We start from the raw sequence: 17,004 nt of genomic DNA, 5'->3' as shown, positions 1-17,004 counted from the left end.
AGATTTATAATCGAACAAACTTAGGAAAAATAAAATAAGATACACACTATTAAAACCGATTGGTCAATTCTTAAAAAAACCTTCTTTTAAATTTGAAGGAATAAATGATTTGAAGAAGAAATTTTAAATGGGAGCTTAGTCGTGACCAACCGGTAAAAGATAAATTAGAAGTGATTAGATCAAAATTTTAAAACGAGGTGTTTTTAATGATTTTAGGTATCAACCCTTATTTAATATTGAATGGGAATGGACAGGAAGCTGTTTCATTTTATGAACATGCATTTAATACAAAGACTCTTGTCCTTCAGAAATTTGGCGACATGCCAGAGGAAGAAAATACAAATCGATCTGATGAAGAAAAAAATCTTATCTTACATGCACATCTTAAAGTTGGTTCAACAGATTTAATGATTTCTGACACATTTACAGGTCTACCTTATCAAATTGGTGACCAAACCACTTTAGCTATTTTAATTAGTGACGTTGAAACAACGAAAGAAGTATTCGGTAAATTACAAGATGGTGGAAAAGTGATTATTTCATTGCATGAAACTTTTTGGAGTCCTTTATACGGACAAGTAACCGATAAATTTGGTGTTACTTGGCAGGTTTCAACACAGTCAGCTCAATAGTTGAATGATGTTTTCTGTATAAGGTAAAAATCCGATAGTGTGGGTTAACCCCAAGAAACTTACATATAATTAGTTTAACGAAAAGAGTTACTTTAGTGACTCTTTTTTTATTTTTGTATGTTCAATCCTTAGAATCCTACCAATATAATCTATTACTTATTAAAATTAAAATAAAAACATTTTAATCTTGCATTTTTCAAGTATAATGAATCATATTCAATTAATGAATATGATGTTTCTAAGGGAGAATTCTATACATAGATCGAAAAAAACAAAAACGAGGTTAAGAAATGACTAAAAGAAGTTATGCGGACTATGATTTAAGTAATGAAATTAAAAGAGCAATTGCTGTATTAAAATACGAAACTCCAACTGAAGTTCAGAGTGAAGTTATACCATTGGCAATGGAAAAGCAAGATTTAGTTGTAAAATCTCAAACAGGAAGCGGCAAAACGGCCGCTTATAGTATTCCTGTTTGCGAAATGATCGAATGGGAAGAAAAAAAACCACAGGCTTTAATTCTTACTCCAACTAGAGAGCTTGCAGCCCAAGTCCGTGAAGATGTTACGAATATTGGAAGATTTAAACGCATAAAAGCGGTGGCCGTATATGGTAAAGAACCATTTACTAAACAAAAGGTAGAATTAGAACAAAAAACACATGTAGTAGTTGGTACACCTGGAAGGGTTCTAGACCATCTTGAACGAGAGACCTTAGATATAGATCAAATAAAATATCTTATCATAGATGAAGCTGATGAGATGCTTAATAGAGGATTTATCGAAGAGGTAGAAGCTATTATTAACCAGTTGCCATTAAATCGGGTAACGATGGTTTTTTCTGCAACGTTACCTAAAGATGTTGAAAATCTCTGCCACGAATATATGAAAGATCCGATTCATATTGAGATCGAATCAACCGGTTTAACAGCCGATACAATTGAACATTTTTTAATAGAAGTGAAAGAGGAAGAAAAGATTTCACTCCTTAAAGACGTAACGGTTGTAGAAAACCCAGATAGCTGCCTAATTTTTTGCCGAACGAAAGAAAATGTTGATACTGTGTATAGTGAACTGGAAAAAGCTAATTATTCATGTGAAAGACTTCATGGAGGACTGGAACAAGAAGACCGATTTGCTGTAATGGAAGGATTTAAAATAGGGAACTTCCGCTATCTAGTAGCAACCGATGTAGCAGCCAGAGGTATTGATATTGATAATGTAACGTTAGTCATCAATTATGACGTACCTATGGAAAAAGAGAGCTATGTGCATCGTACTGGAAGAACGGGACGCGCCGGAAACAAAGGAAAAGCAATTACGTTTGCGACACCGTTTGAAGGAAAGTTCGTTAAAGCAATTGAAAATTACATCGGCTTTGAGATACCTACAATTGAGGCGCCAAGTCATCAAGAGGTTGTTCGTCAAAAAGCAATCTTCGAAGAAAAACTTAACAGCAGGCGAGTAGTAAGAAATAATAAAACAGCCCGAATTAATCAAGATATTATGAAACTTCACTTCAGCGGCGGAAAAAAGAAAAAAATACGTGCTGTTGATTTTGTTGGAACAATCGCTAAAATTCCTGGAGTAACAGTAGATGATATCGGCATAATAACCATTCATGATCAGATGTCATATGTTGATATTCTAAATGGAAAAGGATCACTAGTTTTACAATCCATGGAGAATGCGACGGTTAAAGGAAAAAAATTAAAAGTGAGTAAAGCAATTAAATAAGGAAGTATAAGTACTAGCGTATAGTGAAAAAGGGTCAAACATTTAGATCTTAATATTATTCAATTCTCGCATGCTATAGAAACATTTGAATAAAAAAGTCGATTTTCGTAAAAACGGAAATCGACTTTTTTTGTATATTTAAAACTTACTTTTAGACTTTTACAGAAAATCTATTTATTTTACAAACAAGATTCCAATGCAAGTTTCATCATTTTATCGAATGAAGTTTGTCTTGCTTCAGCACTAATCTCTTCATGAGTAACTAAAGAATCTGAAATAGTAAGTAAACAAGCTGCATTCTTTCCTAAGACTTTCGCATTATGGAATAGTGCATAGCTTTCCATTTCTGTACATATACAATTATGCTCATTATAAAAATTAACAAAATTTGGTACTGAACTTTCATAATAAAAGACATCACTAGAATGTATTCTTCCTTTTACGATAGGAGTATTGATCTTTTTTGCTGTATCTTCAATTTTATTTGTTAGTGTTTCACATGGATACTGAATGTCACTTTCTACACCAGCCTGAGTCTTTGCAAATGTAGATTGACTCCAAGCACTATCTACCAGCACAATATCGTGAATGTTTAGTTTATCTGTATAAGCTCCTGCACTTCCAACACGGATAATATTTTTTACATCATAAAATTTATATAATTCGTATGAATAAATTCCTATACTAGGCATGCCCATACCAGATCCCATTACTGATATTTGTTGTCCTTTATAAGTTCCAGTATAGCCAAACATATTACGTACTGTATTAAATTGCACGAAGTTTTCTAGATATGTTTCTGCAATATATTTTGCACGTAATGGATCCCCTGGCATTAAAACTGTTTTTGCAATTTCCCCTGATTTGGCCGTATTATGTGGCGTTGTCATATTATTTTCTCTCCATTTCTATTCTAATAATTTATTTAACTAATCCATACAACTTATATTCTTACTCATTTCGCATGATAATTAATCTTAATATTATCATTCTTTCCTAATATGTTTCCGTTTACAAAATAAAACAAAACAAAATAGTCAAAATAATGATAAATTAATATGACGAAGTATAGTTGTATAAGTAGTTGTCTATTTTACTTCAACTAAATTATATTTCAACAAAATAGATAAATCAATAGCAACTTAAACGTACTTAGTTATTTATACTTATAAATACTAGAAAATTTATTTAAAAGAAAAATGATCGGGTTTTGTCGTTTCCACTTTAACAGACAAGTTTGCGAATAATTCATAACTAGATATAATAAGGATAAGGAGTGTTGTTATGTCCGTTGAAAATAAAAAAAAATTACCTCTATACGTAGGGGTTTATGAAAAATTATTTAAATTAATTAATGAGGGAGTCTATCCGATTGGTAGTAAGCTTCCTTCTGAACCAGAACTTTCTAAGATGATGAATGTTAGCAGAATGACCCTAAGACAAGGATTGGGTTTACTAAAAGAGGACGGTTATATTGAAACAATCCATGGACAAGGTAACTTCATCAAACAAAATGTGAATGTAAGAAGTGTTGGATTAGAAAAAATAGATAATACAGTTTATCAATGCTGTACAGAAGCAATCGATGATGTTGATGCTTATTTAGAAGTTAGTTTTTCAGATGATTATGAATATGTAAAAAAGATTTTTAATCAAGATTCAGCGGTGTTAATCAGGTTTAATAGATGGTACAAAACTAAAAATAAAATTGTTGCCCATGCTTATACAATGTTCCCAAGTGAAACAGCTTCCCTATACCAAATGAACCTAGGCGACCAGCAGGGTGTATTAAAAATACTTGAAGAAGATATTTATAAGTTAATACATTCATCAACAATCGAAATAAAATATACAGAATCAGTCCTTCCTTCTTCAAACCATGAATTACGTTCAACGAATAATTTATTCGTATTACTCATTGAAAATCTATTTGACTCAATGGGGAATATTGTACTTAAAAATAAGATTTATATCCCAATCGAACTAAGTTCACTTAAAATTAATCGAATAAATAAATAGTGTATGTAAATTAGAAATACAAGCCAAAAGTGAAGAATTGACAGTAAATAGTCGAGAATTATCATTACATAAGATTTTGCACTTCCAATCAATTGTGAATCAAATTATGAACATTTCAGCAAACTATATCATATTTAATTGATTTTTAAAGGAGAGCAATATGATTAAACTTGTATTAATCAGACACGGGCAAAGTTTATGGAATGTTGAAAATCGGTTCACAGGCTGGACAGATGTTGATTTAACGAAGAGCGGACTTTCTGAGGCAAGAGAAGCTGGTATCATTTTAAGGAAATACGGATTTACATTTGATGTTGCCTATACATCAGTACTTAAAAGAGCAATTCGTACATTATGGATTATATTAAATGAGATTGATATGATGTGGATTCCTGTTTATAAAACTTGGAGATTAAATGAACGCCATTACGGTTCACTTCAGGGGCTGAATAAATCCGAAACAGCTCAAAAATATGGTGAAGAACAGGTTAATACTTGGCGAAGATCTATGAATGTTAGACCACCTGCTCTAACACCGGATGATCCAAGATATGAAATAAATGAACCTCGTTATAAAAACTTGTTAAAAGATGAATTTCCACTTACTGAAAATCTAGAGGATACAGAAAAAAGAGTATTAAAATATTGGGATGAAGAAATTGCACCAGCTTTGAAAGCAGGTAAAAAGGTTATTATATCTGCACATGGAAATACGTTGAGGGGGATCGTCCAATATTTAGATCAAGTTTCAGCTGACGGAATTGCTTCGCTTAATATTCCAACAAGTATTCCTTTAGTTTATGAATTATGTGACGAGCTAAAGCCTATTCGACATTACTATTTAGGTATGGATGGTGAACTTCCACCCGATGTAATCCCAAAACATATCCCTAGCGAATTACTTGACCAATTTGATGATGATCATCCAAATATAACAATACAAGATGATTAAGCTACAAAAAAAGGATGGGTGAGCAACTGTGCTTCCCATCCTATTCGTTATGCTTCAGATAACTTTAGTTTTTTTATTTGTAGTTGAGCTAATCGGAAAGATAATGTTAGTGCTGACACACCTAAACCGACGATTAAACCTACCCAATATCCTTTTGCACCGAGATTCGTATTAGAAAGTGCGTACCCAACTGGTAATGCGATTACCCAATAAGCTAAAATCATCATAATTAACGTGGCATTTACATCTTTATAACCTCTTAATGCACCTTGGATTGGCGCAGCAATTGCATCAAATAGTTGGAACATGACTGCAAAAATTAAGAATCCGCCTGCTAAAATTTGTACGGATGGATCATTTGTATACCATCCGGCTACATCATATCGGAATAAATAGATGATGATCCCAAAAAATGAAGCAATTGAAACTGCCATTACTAAACCAATTTTGCTATATTCTTTTGCATTTTGAAACTCTTTCGCCCCAACTTCATAGCCTACAGCTATTGTTAAAGCCATCGAAATACTTAATGGAACCATATAGAGAAGACTCGCAAAATTCATTGCCACTGTATGTGCAGCAATCGTTTCGGTATCAAACTCACTTAATAATAATGTTACGACCGAGAACACACTTACTTCAAAAAAGATACTTAGTCCAATTGGAACTCCTAATTTTAAAATACTTTTCCAAGTTGCAAATGAAATTGGAGGAAGTTTTTTAAATAGATTAAAGCTGCTAAATGGCTTTTTAGTTTTAATAATATATAAAGCAATTCCAAAAATAATCCAATACGTTATTGCAGACGCTACACCAGAACCTACGCCACCTAAACGTGGAAGACCAGCTTTACCGAATATAAGGAAATAGTTCAAAATTACGTTAACTGGTACTGAAATTACTGTAATGACCATAGTAGTTCTTGTTTTACCTAAACCATCAATAAACTGACGAATGACTGTATACAGAAATAAAGGTAAAATTCCAAATGATAATGCGAATAAGAAATGAAGAGCTACACGATGAACTTTCGGATCAAGATTCATATGATTTAAGATTGGATGAATTGAAAATATACCAATAATAATAATGACTATTGCAATAATCCCAGCCAAATAAATGGCCTGAGTAACAAGAGGCGTTATTTTTTCATCCTGTTTTGCACCATTTAAATTGGCAACCATTGTTGTAATGGCAACTAAAATGCCAGTTAACCCTGTACTGATTGGCGTCCAAATACTAACACCGATCGCAACCCCTGCTAAATCCCCTGGACTACTATTACCAGACATGATTGTATCAAAAAATGACATCGAAAATAATGTCACTTGAGTGATTAAAATCGGAAGTAATAGTTTAAAAAAGCGTGATATTTTATCCGTTTTAGTAGTATTCAATTGATTGACCTCCTAAACAAACACTTTTACAATTGTATCATGTTTTGGTTTAATAGCTATAATGAAATTATTCGGATAAATATTTTATAAAGAAAGTTGGTCTTAGATTGGGAAATCAAGTTGTTATAATCACAGGCGCAGGAAGTGGATTAGGAGCGTCATTAGCTAAAAAGTATTCTGAAAATGGAGCTCACATTTGTTTATTAGGAAGAACTGAAAATAAACTTAGAGAAATTGGTAAACAGTTACCTAACAATTATTCAATACATACTGTAGATGTTTCAGAACATGAAGATGTAAAAAGAGTTTTTGATACAATTATTCTAACATATGGAAGAGTTGATTTATTATTTAATAATGCAGGTGTTGGAATTTTTGATCTTGCAGAAGAATTAAATGTTGAAGCAGTACATAATATGATCGATATTAACCTAAAGGGAACTATTTTCTGTTCACAAGAAGTTTTAAAACAAATGAAAAAACAAGATAGTGGAACAATCGTCAATATTGTTTCTACTGCAGGTCTAATTGGAAAAGCAACAGAATCAGTTTATTGCGCAAGTAAGTTCGGTGTTAAAGGATTTACTGAAAGTTTGGTAGTTGAACTAACAGGAACACCAATTTCGGTATTTGCAGCATATATGGGTGGAATGAATACAGACTTTTGGACAGGTATTTTTGATGAAGATAAAACTTCAAAAATGATGAATCCAGATGATATAGCTGAAATCATAATTGAAAATATAAAACCACGTAAAAATATATCCATACCTGAAATTATCATAAAAAACATAAAATAAGTATTAACCAAGCTGTCTTTTACACAAACTAAAGCCAAATCATTAAGTACTAAGTGAGGTATAAAAGATGAGCAAATCAAAAAAGAACAAATCAATTGATTCGAATCAAAATAATTTTGACGAATTATTACTTGAAGATCTAAATAAAGCAGATGATATTCCAATCGATTGGTTACCAAAGAGTGAACCAATTACGGATACAATGTCATATAAAAATGCTGAAGATTAATTAGACTGTAGTTTGAAAAGAGTTGTTGCTTGTTTGCAATAGGATGAATAGGCTTAACGACCTGAAAATTAAGCGTTTTCATTTAGTCTCATTGGCATGTTTTTTTGACTTTGTCCTCAAACTGTAAAGAATAGCCATTTTGGCTATTTTTTTTTATTTTGATATGGTATTATTATTGAAGCGTTTTATATTAAAGCCAATTCCTGGCATTAAAATACATAAAAAACATGAAAAACAAGATATAGTTAGGAGAATTTTTGATGGAAAAAGTACTAGTTTTTGGTCACAAGAACCCAGATACAGATACAATTTGCTCTGCAATTGCATATGCAGAATTAAAAAAGGCTTTAGGTGAAAATGCTGAAGCAATTCGTTTAGGTGAAGTTAGTGCAGAAACACAATTTGCACTTGATACATTTAAATCTGAAGCACCACGTTTAGTAGAAAAAGTTGCAGCTGAAACAAATAATGTCATTTTAGTTGACCATAACGAGCGTCAACAAAGTGCTGATGATATCGAACAAGTTCATGTACTTGAGGTTATTGATCATCACCGTATTGCTAATTTTGAAACTAGCGATCCTTTATACTACCGTTGTGAGCCAGTTGGATGTACTGCTACAATTTTAAACAAATTGTATAAAGAAAATAATATCGAAATTAAGAAAGAAGTTGCTGGACTAATGCTTTCAGCAATTATTTCAGATACATTATTATTCAAATCTCCAACTTGTACTGATCAAGATGTTGCTGCTGCAAAAGAACTTGCAGAAATCGCAGGTGTAAATGCAGAGGAATATGGTTTAGAAATGTTAAAAGCAGGTGCAAACCTAGCTGATAAATCAATTGAGTCTTTAGTTTCACTAGATGCAAAAGAATTCCAAATGGGTAACTATAAAGTAGAAATCGCACAAGTAAACGCAGTTGATACAAATGACGTACTTTCTCGTCAAGCAGAATTAGAAAATGTACTTGAAGGCATCGTTTCAAATAAAGGGTTAGACTTATTCTTATTCGTTGTCACTGATATTTTAACAAATGACTCAATCGCAGTTGCAAAAGGTACTGCTACTAATGCAGTTGAAAAAGCATACAATGTAATGTTAGAAAACAACACTGCTTTATTAAAAGGTGTTGTATCTCGTAAAAAACAAATCGTTCCAGTATTAACTGAAACATTCAATACACTTTAATTCGTAATTTAACAACAAAGTCTTAGAAAGGCTTTGTTGTTTTTTTATAAATAGCTATAAATGGGGGATTTGAAATGGAAATTTTAAAATATCCGATTGGCAGATTTACCTTACCACCAAGCTACACTCCTGAACAACGTAAAGAATTTATTAAAGTACTAAAAGATGCTCCTATTAAATTTAAAGAAGTAATCAATTCACTTAAAGAAGAACAATTAAACACACCTTATCGTGATGGTGGTTGGACACCAAAACAAGTTATTCATCATGTTGCTGATAGCCATATGAATAGCTTTATGAGAGTGAAACTAGCTTTAACTGAAGAAAATCCTACAATCAAAGCCTATGATGAAAATGCATGGATTTCATTAAGTGATTCGAATTTTAATTTTCATAGTTCTTTAAAAATAATCGAAGGTATTCATGAACGTTATGTAGTTTTACTCGAATCACTAACAGAGGAAGAATTTAATCGCACTTGTTATCACCCTGAGCTTAAAATTAATATTAGTATAGATTTCATCTTAGCTTTATACGCTTGGCATAGCGAACATCATTTGGCTCATATTTATTTAGTGAAAAACAATTAATAGTAAGGTGTGAAGGGCAATTAAGTTATTATTTATTTGTAGCAAAAATCAATGGAGAAGTCCCACAGCAGAAAAAATATTTCACTTATATAATGGCTACCAAGCTAGATCAGCAGGGACTCAAAACTGGTGCCAGAATTAAAGTGACAGAGGGACATATTGGCTGGGCAGATATTATTTTTGTAATGGAGAAAAAACATTTAAGAAGAATTCGCGATAAATTCGGTGATTTACTCAATGAAAAAAAGATTGTCAATCTAGATATAGCTGATGATTATCAATTTATGGACGAAGAGCTAATTGAAATTCTCCAAAATAGAGTATCCGAAATCATTTAGGGTAAATGGGCAAGAAGCTTATAAAATATAAATAATTTATAAATTTTTAGAAACCCACTCAACTAAAAGAGTGGGTTTAGTTCTTTTTACCTTATGAACGGTTAGATTCTAAGTATTTCCTCATAAATATTAGAAAATTCCAAAATAACCCAATTTACAACAGTGTCAAAGTCCATGTTGTACACATAAAAATAAAAATAGGGCAAAATAAGAAAAAGGTGTGAGCATATACTACAAATTATTAAAGCAATATATTAAAAATTCAAATTTAAGTTTGACTGAAATAGCCAATGAATTAAATAAGTTGGGTTTTTCAAAAGACAAGAGCTATTTAAGCAAATTACAAAATGCGAAATTGACTCCACTTGAAGAAAAATTAACTAGAGCGCTTGCAAAAGTGACTGGTGGAAATGCTGAAGATTTAATTTGGTGTGCTTATATTATTAATGCACCCGAAAAATTAAAAACTCCTTTACGAAATATCTCAGAAGAAGTATTCAATCTTACCCAGATCGAAATGAATAGTAATCTAAAATTTGATGTGATCTATAAAGAGAAAAACGTTGAGGATCGTTCAAAAATATTTGCTGAATTTATTAGACAGTCACGAATAAAAAATAATCTTTCAATCAAATGCCTTGCAACAAAAGCAAATGTATCTCATTCCTATATTTCACAAATTGAAAATGGCAAAAGAGGTATTCCGTCAATAGAAATTATTCGAAAGTTGGCAGAACCACTCGGTGTTCCTGTTATTCAATTGTATCAATTAGCTGGATATGTACCAATTGATGAAAATGATTGGATAGAAGGTATGAACCTCATACGTAAAGCTAATTCAATGCTAAATAATGAAGAAAAAGAGAAATTATTGAGGTTAATAGAAGCTTTTCTAACATTGTCTTCTGTGAGATTTTTTTAATAATTAAGAAAGAAAATAAAAATGCAGGTTAACACCGTAACTAATCATTTTTATGTATAATTCAATTCTTTTTACGTATTTTGACTAAATTTGTAAATTTTAGGAAAGGATAGTAAGAAACTGTAAAAGGAAGTGAAGAGTATGTCACAACAATTTGAAAATTTACCTGATTATGAATTATTAGCGAATAATCCAGCATTATCTTTACATGAACTGTCATATCACTATGATATGAGTTTTAATGATATTGCAGAAATTAGAGGAATCTCTGTAGAAGATTTAGTAAATTACTATCAGACAAATACTTCTCACGATTCATTATTTTATTTTGAATAAAATATACAAAAAGCTGAGCCAATATATATTGGATTCGGCTTTTTTTGCATAAACAATTCATCTACTTATTGTATTTAAAAATTTGTAAGAATACTAGTATTTTAGACAGACTTAAAATGTCGGATTGGGAATTAGGTTTAAAAAAAGAAAGTTAAGCCATTTTAGGCTTAACTTCATTTTTTCTTCTTTGTCTTTAGTCGCCAATTATTACATACCATAAATTTACCTATTGGATACTCAAAGTTACATTTTTTAATAAAATTGAAATTTAATTTTTCACATATTTTATTAGATGGAATGTTATTAGTGGAAGGAAAAGCGTGAATGTATTTATGTTTTGATTCTTTTTGGGCCTTCTTAATAGCTTTTTTTACTGCAATTGTTGCTATACCTTTTCGTTGAAATTGAGGTAAAATGCTCCAACCAATTTCATAAACAAGTTTACCATCCCATATGCGATCCCAGTAACCAACAGTTCCTATTTTTGTTCTATATGGAAGCAAAATAATTACAAACATTTGTCCTGTACCTATTTGACTCATTTCAAGATAATGTTTGTGGCGACTCATAATTTGATTTAAACTTTCTAGACCACCAAGATATTTCATCATATTATTCGTATTCGATGACAGAAGTAAATTAAGATCTGCTTCGTTCCAAGGCTCAATTAGAATGTTTGATTCATCTATTTTTGACAATTAATACACTCCAAATTTATATTAAAAGAATCATAATAAGATAGTATTCTAAAGTGTTGATGATATCTCTAATTAAATAACACAAATTATATAGTTGAAATTCTTATCACGATAACCTTTTTATATCAAATAATTATTTAAGTAAATAGAAAAGTTTAAAAGGGCTGTTTGAAGTTAGAAAACTTCGGTCAGCCCTTTTACAGAAGAAGATTAAATTTAATAAGGAGTAGTAAATAAGATTTAAATTTTCATCTGATAAGCTCTGACGATAATCCCATCATTTGCTGGTTCAAAGTCAAACTTTGGTAAACGTTTAAATCCAATTCTTTCATATAAACTGATGGCATTTTTCATAAATTCACCGGTATGTAATCCGATTGCATCGAATCCTTTTTCCTGCGTGCGATTAATACATTCTGAAATTAGCGCAGAAGCAACTCCTTGACCGCGGCAGACTGAATCTACAGCAAGCATTCGGATCTCTGGATAATCAAGTTCGTCGATATAATCTCCATAGGCATTTATTTTGGCTGGGAATAAAGCGACGCTACCGACAATTTTTCCTAAAACCGTGGCAACAATTATTTCCACACCTTCCTGTTCATCAACATTCGATGAGAGAGACTTCTTTAAAGCATTCCAATGTTTATCTGGTAACAAGTTGGCGTATTCATAATAAGCGTTAATTCTTTGTTCTCGAATTGACTGATACATCTTTTTTTCAGCATTACAAATTTCGATTTTTACCATTTAAATTGCATCTCCTTATGACTTTAGTGGATGAGGAACTTTTCTTTTTGTCCACTTAAATCTTCACGATTGTGTTTTGAATTCCAAATCGTAAGTTCTGGACCTTTTGGTAAGATTTTTGGTTCTTCTTTATCTGGTGAAATAGTAATCGATAAATGGTAATGTCGCTTAATCGCATCAAAATTAGTTGTATCCCCAAACCCTGGTGTTTGATATAAATCTCGTACATAGCCCCATAAGTTTTTAAACTCGCGTATTAAATTTCGATTCGTATTAAAAGCTGTAAAGTAAGCAACATCAAACCGAACAAGTGTTGTATATAACCTAACATCAGTATCAGTAATTTTATCTCCAAATAAAAAACGTTGTTTAGATAAGCGCTGTTCTAACTCATCTAATCTATTAAATAACGTTTCATAAGCATCTTCATAAGCATTCTGAGAGTGTGCAAAACCACATTTATAAACGCCATTGTTTACATCAGTGAAAATGATATCATTTAGGGCATCAATCTCTTGGCGGATGGATTTTGGGTATAAATCTGGTGCATTCTTTTTGTGATAAGGCTTCCAAACAGTTTCGAAATAATTTGTTAGTCTAAAATAATCATTATTAACTACCTTACCAGAACTAATATCGATAATTGCAGGCACTGTCGGACGTCCGGAATAGTTTTGATCAGATTTATGATAGATTTCACTCATATATCGGATTCCTAATATTGGATCAACTCCTCCTGAATCTAAAGAAAATTCCCAATCGACGTGAGGCAATCTTGGACGCATTGGACTGACTGTTCCTAAGCTAATCGCATTTTCTAAGCCTAAAACTTTTCTTACAATAACAGAGCGATGTGCCCATGGACAAGCAGCTGACCAAATGAGACGATATCGACCTGATTCAACAGGGAGTTCTTCTGAATTATTTCCAAATGGTGTAGAAAAACGATTTAACTGGCGTTTAAAGAAACCATCAACAGATATTTCAGTAGGTTTAGTTTGATTCATACTTAAACTTCCTTTCTCACTAATTTGGATAATATTTCTTTTGCTCAGAATTTTTGAAGGGGTAGATAGTTGTAATTCTAATACTCTATTATACTCTAAATATTCCGAAAATGTATTTTTTCTGGAAATAGAAATGATGATAATACTATATCTTTAACTGCTTTTATTCTCCTTTGTTAGAAATTATCTCGAATTTGAGGTATATTTAAGTTGCTTAATAAATATAACAGCGAAGATCTTATAAATCTACACAAAATTTTCTTTAAAATATAGAAATTTCGAGGATTAGTTTAATGGAAATAGGAATTAGTACTTTTGTAGAAACAACGCCTGATGCTAAGACAGCTGATGTAATAAGCCATGCAGAACGATTACGTGAAGTTGTTGAGGAGATTATCCTGGCAGATCAAGTTGGATTAGATGTATTCGGAGTAGGGGAACATCATCGTAATGATTTTGCAGCATCATCCCCAGCTGTCGTACTAGCAGCTGCTGCTGCACAAACAAATTGTATTCGTCTAACCAGTGCCGTAACTGTACTTTCATCAGCAGATCCAGTGCGAGTATTTCAAGATTTTGCTACGCTTGATGGTATTTCGTATGGCCGAGCGGAAATCATGGCGGGCCGTGGTTCATTCATCGAATCATTTCCTTTATTCAGCTATAATTTAAACGACTATGATGAACTTTTTGAAGAAAAACTGGATTTACTATTAACTTTGCAAAAATCTGAATTCGTAACATGGAGTGGAAAACATCGACCAGCGATTTACAATATAGGCATCTATCCACGTCCAGTTCAGGACCCTTTGCCAATTTGGATTGGAAGTGGTGGAAACAGTGAGTCAGTCGTTCGAGCTGGACTCTTAGGACTTCCACTAGTACTTGCAATTATAGGTGGACGGCCAATTCAGTTCGCACCACTTGTTGAGCTTTATAAAAAAGCTGCAGCACATGCCGGTCATGATGTAAACAAACTAAAGATTGCATCCCATTCACATGGGTTCATCGCAGAGGATACAATGACTGCAGCAGATAAATTTTTCCCATCAACACAGCAAGTCATGAATAAGCTTGGAAAAGAACGCGGTTGGGGAATTTATGACCGTTCTGCATTCGATGCGGCACGAAGCTTTGAAGGTGCACTTTATGTTGGAGATTCTGAGACTGTTGCCCAAAAAATCATCCACCTTCGAAAAAATGTAGGTATTACAAGATTTATGCTTCATGTACCAGTTGGTTCGATGCCACATCTAGACGTAATGAAAGCAATCGAATTATTAGGTAAGGAAGTTGCACCAATCGTTCGAGAAGAAATCGCAAAGTGGGAAGCAAATCAATAAAATGAAATAAATGAAAAGCTGTTTTCTTTAGGAGGACAGTTTTTTTTATATCGATCAAAAAAATATCGTGATAAAATTCCATCAAATGGAAAAGAATAAAGCATAGGAAAGGAGGGAATGCAAATGTTAATAAAAAATTGGTTATCAGGATTAATTGTTTTTATGGCAACGATTTTGATGTTGGCAACACCAGGTAATTTCAGAGCTTTTGCTGCATCTGAGGTTTCAGATGCAAATAATCGAGCACAAACAATCGTAGTAGAGTTAAATGATGATTACTTTAACCCAAAAAACATCACGATTCCAAATGGTACAAAAACAACTTTATTATTGAAAAATAAAGGGAGTAAACCACATACTTTTACTGTGAAAATGCTCAATATCGATGTAGAAGTACAACCAAGAACTGAAAAAACCATTTCAGTGTTACCAAAACAAGCAAATACATATGATCTTACATGTAAGTACCATTTTAATGTAGGTATGGTAGGAAAAGTAATCGTAAAATAAAGTCAAGGCCATTTGGCCTTGACTTTATTTATGTATTGTTAAAGAAATGCCATCTGAATTTCTAACATTTAACGTTACTTTTTAGCTAAATCTCCTCATACAATTAGAATGAGGAGGGATATGGATGGAGAACATCGATTTTCATATACTTCAATGGTTTTTTGGTAGTACACCGATTCTTGGTTTAGCTTTAATGATGTTTATTGCTTCATCACTTGGGAAACGCCTCACGATACCAATTATTACAGTTATCGTAACATCATGCTTGTGGTATATTTGGAAAACGCTCCCAAACGACATTTGGCATCGCATGGGATCAGACGGTAATGTTGGGCTATACCCACATATTACCTTCGCTCTAATCCTTGGTTTTGTCACATCGAGTATTCTCGGAATCTTTCAAAAAACTCGTCAGGTTAAATAAGATTACCATTAGATATATGAGCATTTTAAAGGCTATCAATGATTTTAGATAGATGAATCTAATATACTAATAACTATGAGCTTCTTTAAAAAGAGGCTCTTTTTATTTTTCAAAGAATTGACAGCGAATTCATAAAAACAAATCAAAAATAATAAAAAAACGAATTGACTCTCCCCTCGGAGGAGGCTTTACATTATGTTTTGTAGAGCTTTAAAAGGAGTTGAGTTAAGATGAAAAAACAAAACATCATGTTATCTTTAGTATTAATGAATTTATTCATTATTTTTTTAGGAATTGGGTTAGTTATTCCAGTCACACCTTCAATTATGAATGAGTTAAATATATCTGGTACAATTGTTGGCTATATGGTAGCTGCATTTGCTATTTCACAATTATTTTTTTCACCAATTGCAGGTCGGTGGGTAGATCAGTTCGGACGAAAAAAAATGATTATAACGGGATTATTAATCTTTAGTATCTCAGAGTTTTTATTCGGAATGGGTAAAACGATTGAGGTTCTTTTTATTTCACGTATGCTAGGCGGAATAAGTGCAGCTTTCATCATGCCAGCAGTAACAGCATTTATAGCAGATATTACAACGGTTGAAACAAGAGCAAAAGCACTCGGCTATATGTCGGCTGCAATTTCAACAGGTTTTATTGTTGGACCAGGTGTTGGAGGATTTTTAGCAGAATATGGCCCTCGCATACCATTTTTCTCTGCAGCAGGATTGGCGATTTTCGCTGGCGTTTTATCTATTACAGTCCTTCCTGAGCCAGAACGCAATCAAGACAGTATTGAGGAGAAAGGACAAAAACCAGGATTTAAACGTATTTTTGCTCCGATGTATTTTATTTCGTTTATGGTTATATTGATCTCACAATTTGGTTTATCAGCTTTTGAATCCTTATTTTCATTGTTCACAAATCATAAATTTGGTTTTACACCAAAAGACATAGCAATTATGATTACTGGTGGTGGGATTGTTGGTGCGATTGCTCAAATAGCATTATTTGATCGATTAACAAAATGGATGGGAGAAATTCGATTAATTCGATATAGTTTAATTCTGTCTACAATTCTAGTTTTTATGATGACAATTGTTAACTCATATTTTATGATTTTAC

21 protein-coding genes are annotated in these 17,004 nt (G+C 32.4%); 16 read left to right on the top strand and 5 right to left on the bottom strand.

The features are described from left to right. Positions 1 to 206: 206 nt before the first annotated feature. Positions 207 to 632: a VOC family protein gene (locus CN514_RS04535; protein ID WP_098231581.1), complete on the top strand. Its 426-nt coding sequence runs from the start codon at positions 207 to 209 to the stop codon at positions 630 to 632. A 290-nt stretch (positions 633 to 922) separates the two neighbouring features. Continuing rightward, complete coding sequence (locus CN514_RS04530; RefSeq protein WP_098231580.1) at positions 923 to 2,368, top strand: DEAD/DEAH box helicase; 1,446 nt, start codon at positions 923 to 925, stop codon at positions 2,366 to 2,368. Positions 2,369 to 2,547: 179 nt separating this feature from the next. Here the strand turns inward: CN514_RS04530 and deoD are convergent, their stop codons facing one another. Continuing rightward, the gene (deoD, locus tag CN514_RS04525) at positions 2,548 to 3,258 is read right to left on the bottom strand and encodes a purine-nucleoside phosphorylase (protein WP_098231579.1); all 711 of its coding nucleotides are present in this window, start codon (positions 3,256 to 3,258) and stop codon (positions 2,548 to 2,550) included. A 394-nt stretch (positions 3,259 to 3,652) separates the two neighbouring features. On the opposite strand from deoD, the gene CN514_RS04520 reads away from it, so the two are divergent. Beyond that, entirely contained in the window at positions 3,653 to 4,387 is a 735-nt protein-coding gene (locus tag CN514_RS04520) for a GntR family transcriptional regulator (RefSeq protein WP_098231578.1), read from the top strand. 160 nt (positions 4,388 to 4,547) lie between these two features. Next, positions 4,548 to 5,339 carry a 2,3-diphosphoglycerate-dependent phosphoglycerate mutase gene (gpmA, locus tag CN514_RS04515; protein ID WP_098231577.1) on the top strand — a complete coding sequence of 264 codons (792 nt, stop codon included), beginning with the start codon at positions 4,548 to 4,550 and terminating at the stop codon, positions 5,337 to 5,339. A gap of 47 nt (positions 5,340 to 5,386) precedes the next feature. On the opposite strand, the gene CN514_RS04510 is transcribed toward gpmA, so the two are convergent. Next, positions 5,387 to 6,736, bottom strand: a complete 1,350-nt coding sequence (locus CN514_RS04510) for an MATE family efflux transporter (RefSeq protein ID WP_098231576.1) — start codon at positions 6,734 to 6,736, stop codon at positions 5,387 to 5,389. Between the two features lie 107 nt (positions 6,737 to 6,843). On the opposite strand from CN514_RS04510, the gene CN514_RS04505 reads away from it, so the two are divergent. From CN514_RS04505 to CN514_RS04480, 8 genes are all read left to right on the top strand, one after another. Further along, complete coding sequence (locus CN514_RS04505) at positions 6,844 to 7,536, top strand: SDR family oxidoreductase (RefSeq protein ID WP_098231575.1); 693 nt, start codon at positions 6,844 to 6,846, stop codon at positions 7,534 to 7,536. A 67-nt stretch (positions 7,537 to 7,603) separates the two neighbouring features. Next, positions 7,604 to 7,765 carry a hypothetical protein gene (locus CN514_RS25520; RefSeq protein WP_176525790.1) on the top strand — a complete coding sequence of 54 codons (162 nt, stop codon included), beginning with the start codon at positions 7,604 to 7,606 and terminating at the stop codon, positions 7,763 to 7,765. Positions 7,766 to 8,025: 260 nt separating this feature from the next. Beyond that, positions 8,026 to 8,958, top strand: coding sequence for a manganese-dependent inorganic pyrophosphatase (locus tag CN514_RS04500; protein ID WP_098231574.1), 933 nt, complete (start codon positions 8,026 to 8,028; stop codon positions 8,956 to 8,958). Between the two features lie 74 nt (positions 8,959 to 9,032). Next, positions 9,033 to 9,548, top strand: coding sequence for a YfiT family bacillithiol transferase (locus tag CN514_RS04495; protein ID WP_098231573.1), 516 nt, complete (start codon positions 9,033 to 9,035; stop codon positions 9,546 to 9,548). Positions 9,549 to 9,567: 19 nt separating this feature from the next. Next, entirely contained in the window at positions 9,568 to 9,690 is a 123-nt protein-coding gene (locus CN514_RS26770; protein WP_353652054.1) for an arsenate reductase/protein-tyrosine-phosphatase family protein, read from the top strand. A 1-nt stretch (position 9,691) separates the two neighbouring features. Then, positions 9,692 to 9,886: a protein tyrosine phosphatase gene (locus CN514_RS26765; protein WP_353652053.1), complete on the top strand. Its 195-nt coding sequence runs from the start codon at positions 9,692 to 9,694 to the stop codon at positions 9,884 to 9,886. A 220-nt stretch (positions 9,887 to 10,106) separates the two neighbouring features. Beyond that, on the top strand, positions 10,107 to 10,808 hold the full coding sequence (locus CN514_RS04485) for a helix-turn-helix domain-containing protein (protein ID WP_098231572.1): 702 nt from the start codon (positions 10,107 to 10,109) through the stop codon (positions 10,806 to 10,808). A 141-nt stretch (positions 10,809 to 10,949) separates the two neighbouring features. Further along, on the top strand, positions 10,950 to 11,144 hold the full coding sequence (locus CN514_RS04480) for a hypothetical protein (RefSeq protein ID WP_088011853.1): 195 nt from the start codon (positions 10,950 to 10,952) through the stop codon (positions 11,142 to 11,144). 173 nt (positions 11,145 to 11,317) lie between these two features. On the opposite strand, the gene CN514_RS04475 is transcribed toward CN514_RS04480, so the two are convergent. The 3 genes from CN514_RS04475 to CN514_RS04465 form a co-directional block, all read right to left on the bottom strand. Further along, positions 11,318 to 11,842: a GNAT family N-acetyltransferase gene (locus tag CN514_RS04475; RefSeq protein WP_098231571.1), complete on the bottom strand. Its 525-nt coding sequence runs from the start codon at positions 11,840 to 11,842 to the stop codon at positions 11,318 to 11,320. Positions 11,843 to 12,082: 240 nt separating this feature from the next. Continuing rightward, a complete protein-coding gene (locus CN514_RS04470) occupies positions 12,083 to 12,592 on the bottom strand; it encodes a GNAT family N-acetyltransferase (RefSeq protein ID WP_098231570.1) in 510 nt (169 codons plus the stop codon). 23 nt (positions 12,593 to 12,615) lie between these two features. Next, a complete protein-coding gene (locus CN514_RS04465) occupies positions 12,616 to 13,599 on the bottom strand; it encodes a glutathione S-transferase family protein (RefSeq protein ID WP_098231569.1) in 984 nt (327 codons plus the stop codon). Positions 13,600 to 13,892: 293 nt separating this feature from the next. On the opposite strand from CN514_RS04465, the gene CN514_RS04460 reads away from it, so the two are divergent. From CN514_RS04460 to CN514_RS04445, 4 genes are all read left to right on the top strand, one after another. Further along, positions 13,893 to 14,942: an LLM class flavin-dependent oxidoreductase gene (locus tag CN514_RS04460; protein ID WP_098231568.1), complete on the top strand. Its 1,050-nt coding sequence runs from the start codon at positions 13,893 to 13,895 to the stop codon at positions 14,940 to 14,942. Between the two features lie 123 nt (positions 14,943 to 15,065). Then, a complete protein-coding gene (locus tag CN514_RS04455) occupies positions 15,066 to 15,452 on the top strand; it encodes a cupredoxin domain-containing protein (protein ID WP_098231567.1) in 387 nt (128 codons plus the stop codon). Between the two features lie 124 nt (positions 15,453 to 15,576). Next, complete coding sequence (locus tag CN514_RS04450; RefSeq protein WP_098231566.1) at positions 15,577 to 15,876, top strand: hypothetical protein; 300 nt, start codon at positions 15,577 to 15,579, stop codon at positions 15,874 to 15,876. A gap of 230 nt (positions 15,877 to 16,106) precedes the next feature. Further along, on the top strand, positions 16,107 to 17,004 hold an 898-nt coding region (locus CN514_RS04445), incomplete at its 3' end, for an MFS transporter (protein ID WP_098231565.1).

Origin of the sequence: Bacillus sp. AFS001701, from assembly GCF_002559405.1 — a bacterium.
Lineage (GTDB): Bacteria > Bacillota > Bacilli > Bacillales > Bacillaceae_G > Gottfriedia.
This window is presented reverse-complemented; position numbering and strand designations above follow the sequence as displayed.

What these genes read in the sequence shown, in the direction of transcription:
- CN514_RS04535 (WP_098231581.1), top strand. Translation starts at nt 207, where the DNA reads ATGATTTTAGGTATCAACCCTTATTTAATATTGAATGGGAATGGACAG.
- CN514_RS04530 (WP_098231580.1), top strand. Translation starts at nt 923, where the DNA reads ATGACTAAAAGAAGTTATGCGGACTATGATTTAAGTAATGAAATTAAA.
- deoD (WP_098231579.1), bottom strand. Translation starts at nt 3,258, where the DNA reads ATGACAACGCCACATAATACGGCCAAATCAGGGGAAATTGCAAAAACA.
- CN514_RS04520 (WP_098231578.1), top strand. Translation starts at nt 3,653, where the DNA reads ATGTCCGTTGAAAATAAAAAAAAATTACCTCTATACGTAGGGGTTTAT.
- gpmA (WP_098231577.1), top strand. Translation starts at nt 4,548, where the DNA reads ATGATTAAACTTGTATTAATCAGACACGGGCAAAGTTTATGGAATGTT.
- CN514_RS25520 (WP_176525790.1), top strand. Translation starts at nt 7,604, where the DNA reads ATGAGCAAATCAAAAAAGAACAAATCAATTGATTCGAATCAAAATAAT.
- CN514_RS04500 (WP_098231574.1), top strand. Translation starts at nt 8,026, where the DNA reads ATGGAAAAAGTACTAGTTTTTGGTCACAAGAACCCAGATACAGATACA.
- CN514_RS04495 (WP_098231573.1), top strand. Translation starts at nt 9,033, where the DNA reads ATGGAAATTTTAAAATATCCGATTGGCAGATTTACCTTACCACCAAGC.
- CN514_RS04480 (WP_088011853.1), top strand. Translation starts at nt 10,950, where the DNA reads ATGTCACAACAATTTGAAAATTTACCTGATTATGAATTATTAGCGAAT.
- CN514_RS04470 (WP_098231570.1), bottom strand. Translation starts at nt 12,592, where the DNA reads ATGGTAAAAATCGAAATTTGTAATGCTGAAAAAAAGATGTATCAGTCA.
- CN514_RS04465 (WP_098231569.1), bottom strand. Translation starts at nt 13,599, where the DNA reads ATGAATCAAACTAAACCTACTGAAATATCTGTTGATGGTTTCTTTAAA.
- CN514_RS04460 (WP_098231568.1), top strand. Translation starts at nt 13,893, where the DNA reads ATGGAAATAGGAATTAGTACTTTTGTAGAAACAACGCCTGATGCTAAG.
- CN514_RS04455 (WP_098231567.1), top strand. Translation starts at nt 15,066, where the DNA reads ATGTTAATAAAAAATTGGTTATCAGGATTAATTGTTTTTATGGCAACG.
- CN514_RS04450 (WP_098231566.1), top strand. Translation starts at nt 15,577, where the DNA reads ATGGAGAACATCGATTTTCATATACTTCAATGGTTTTTTGGTAGTACA.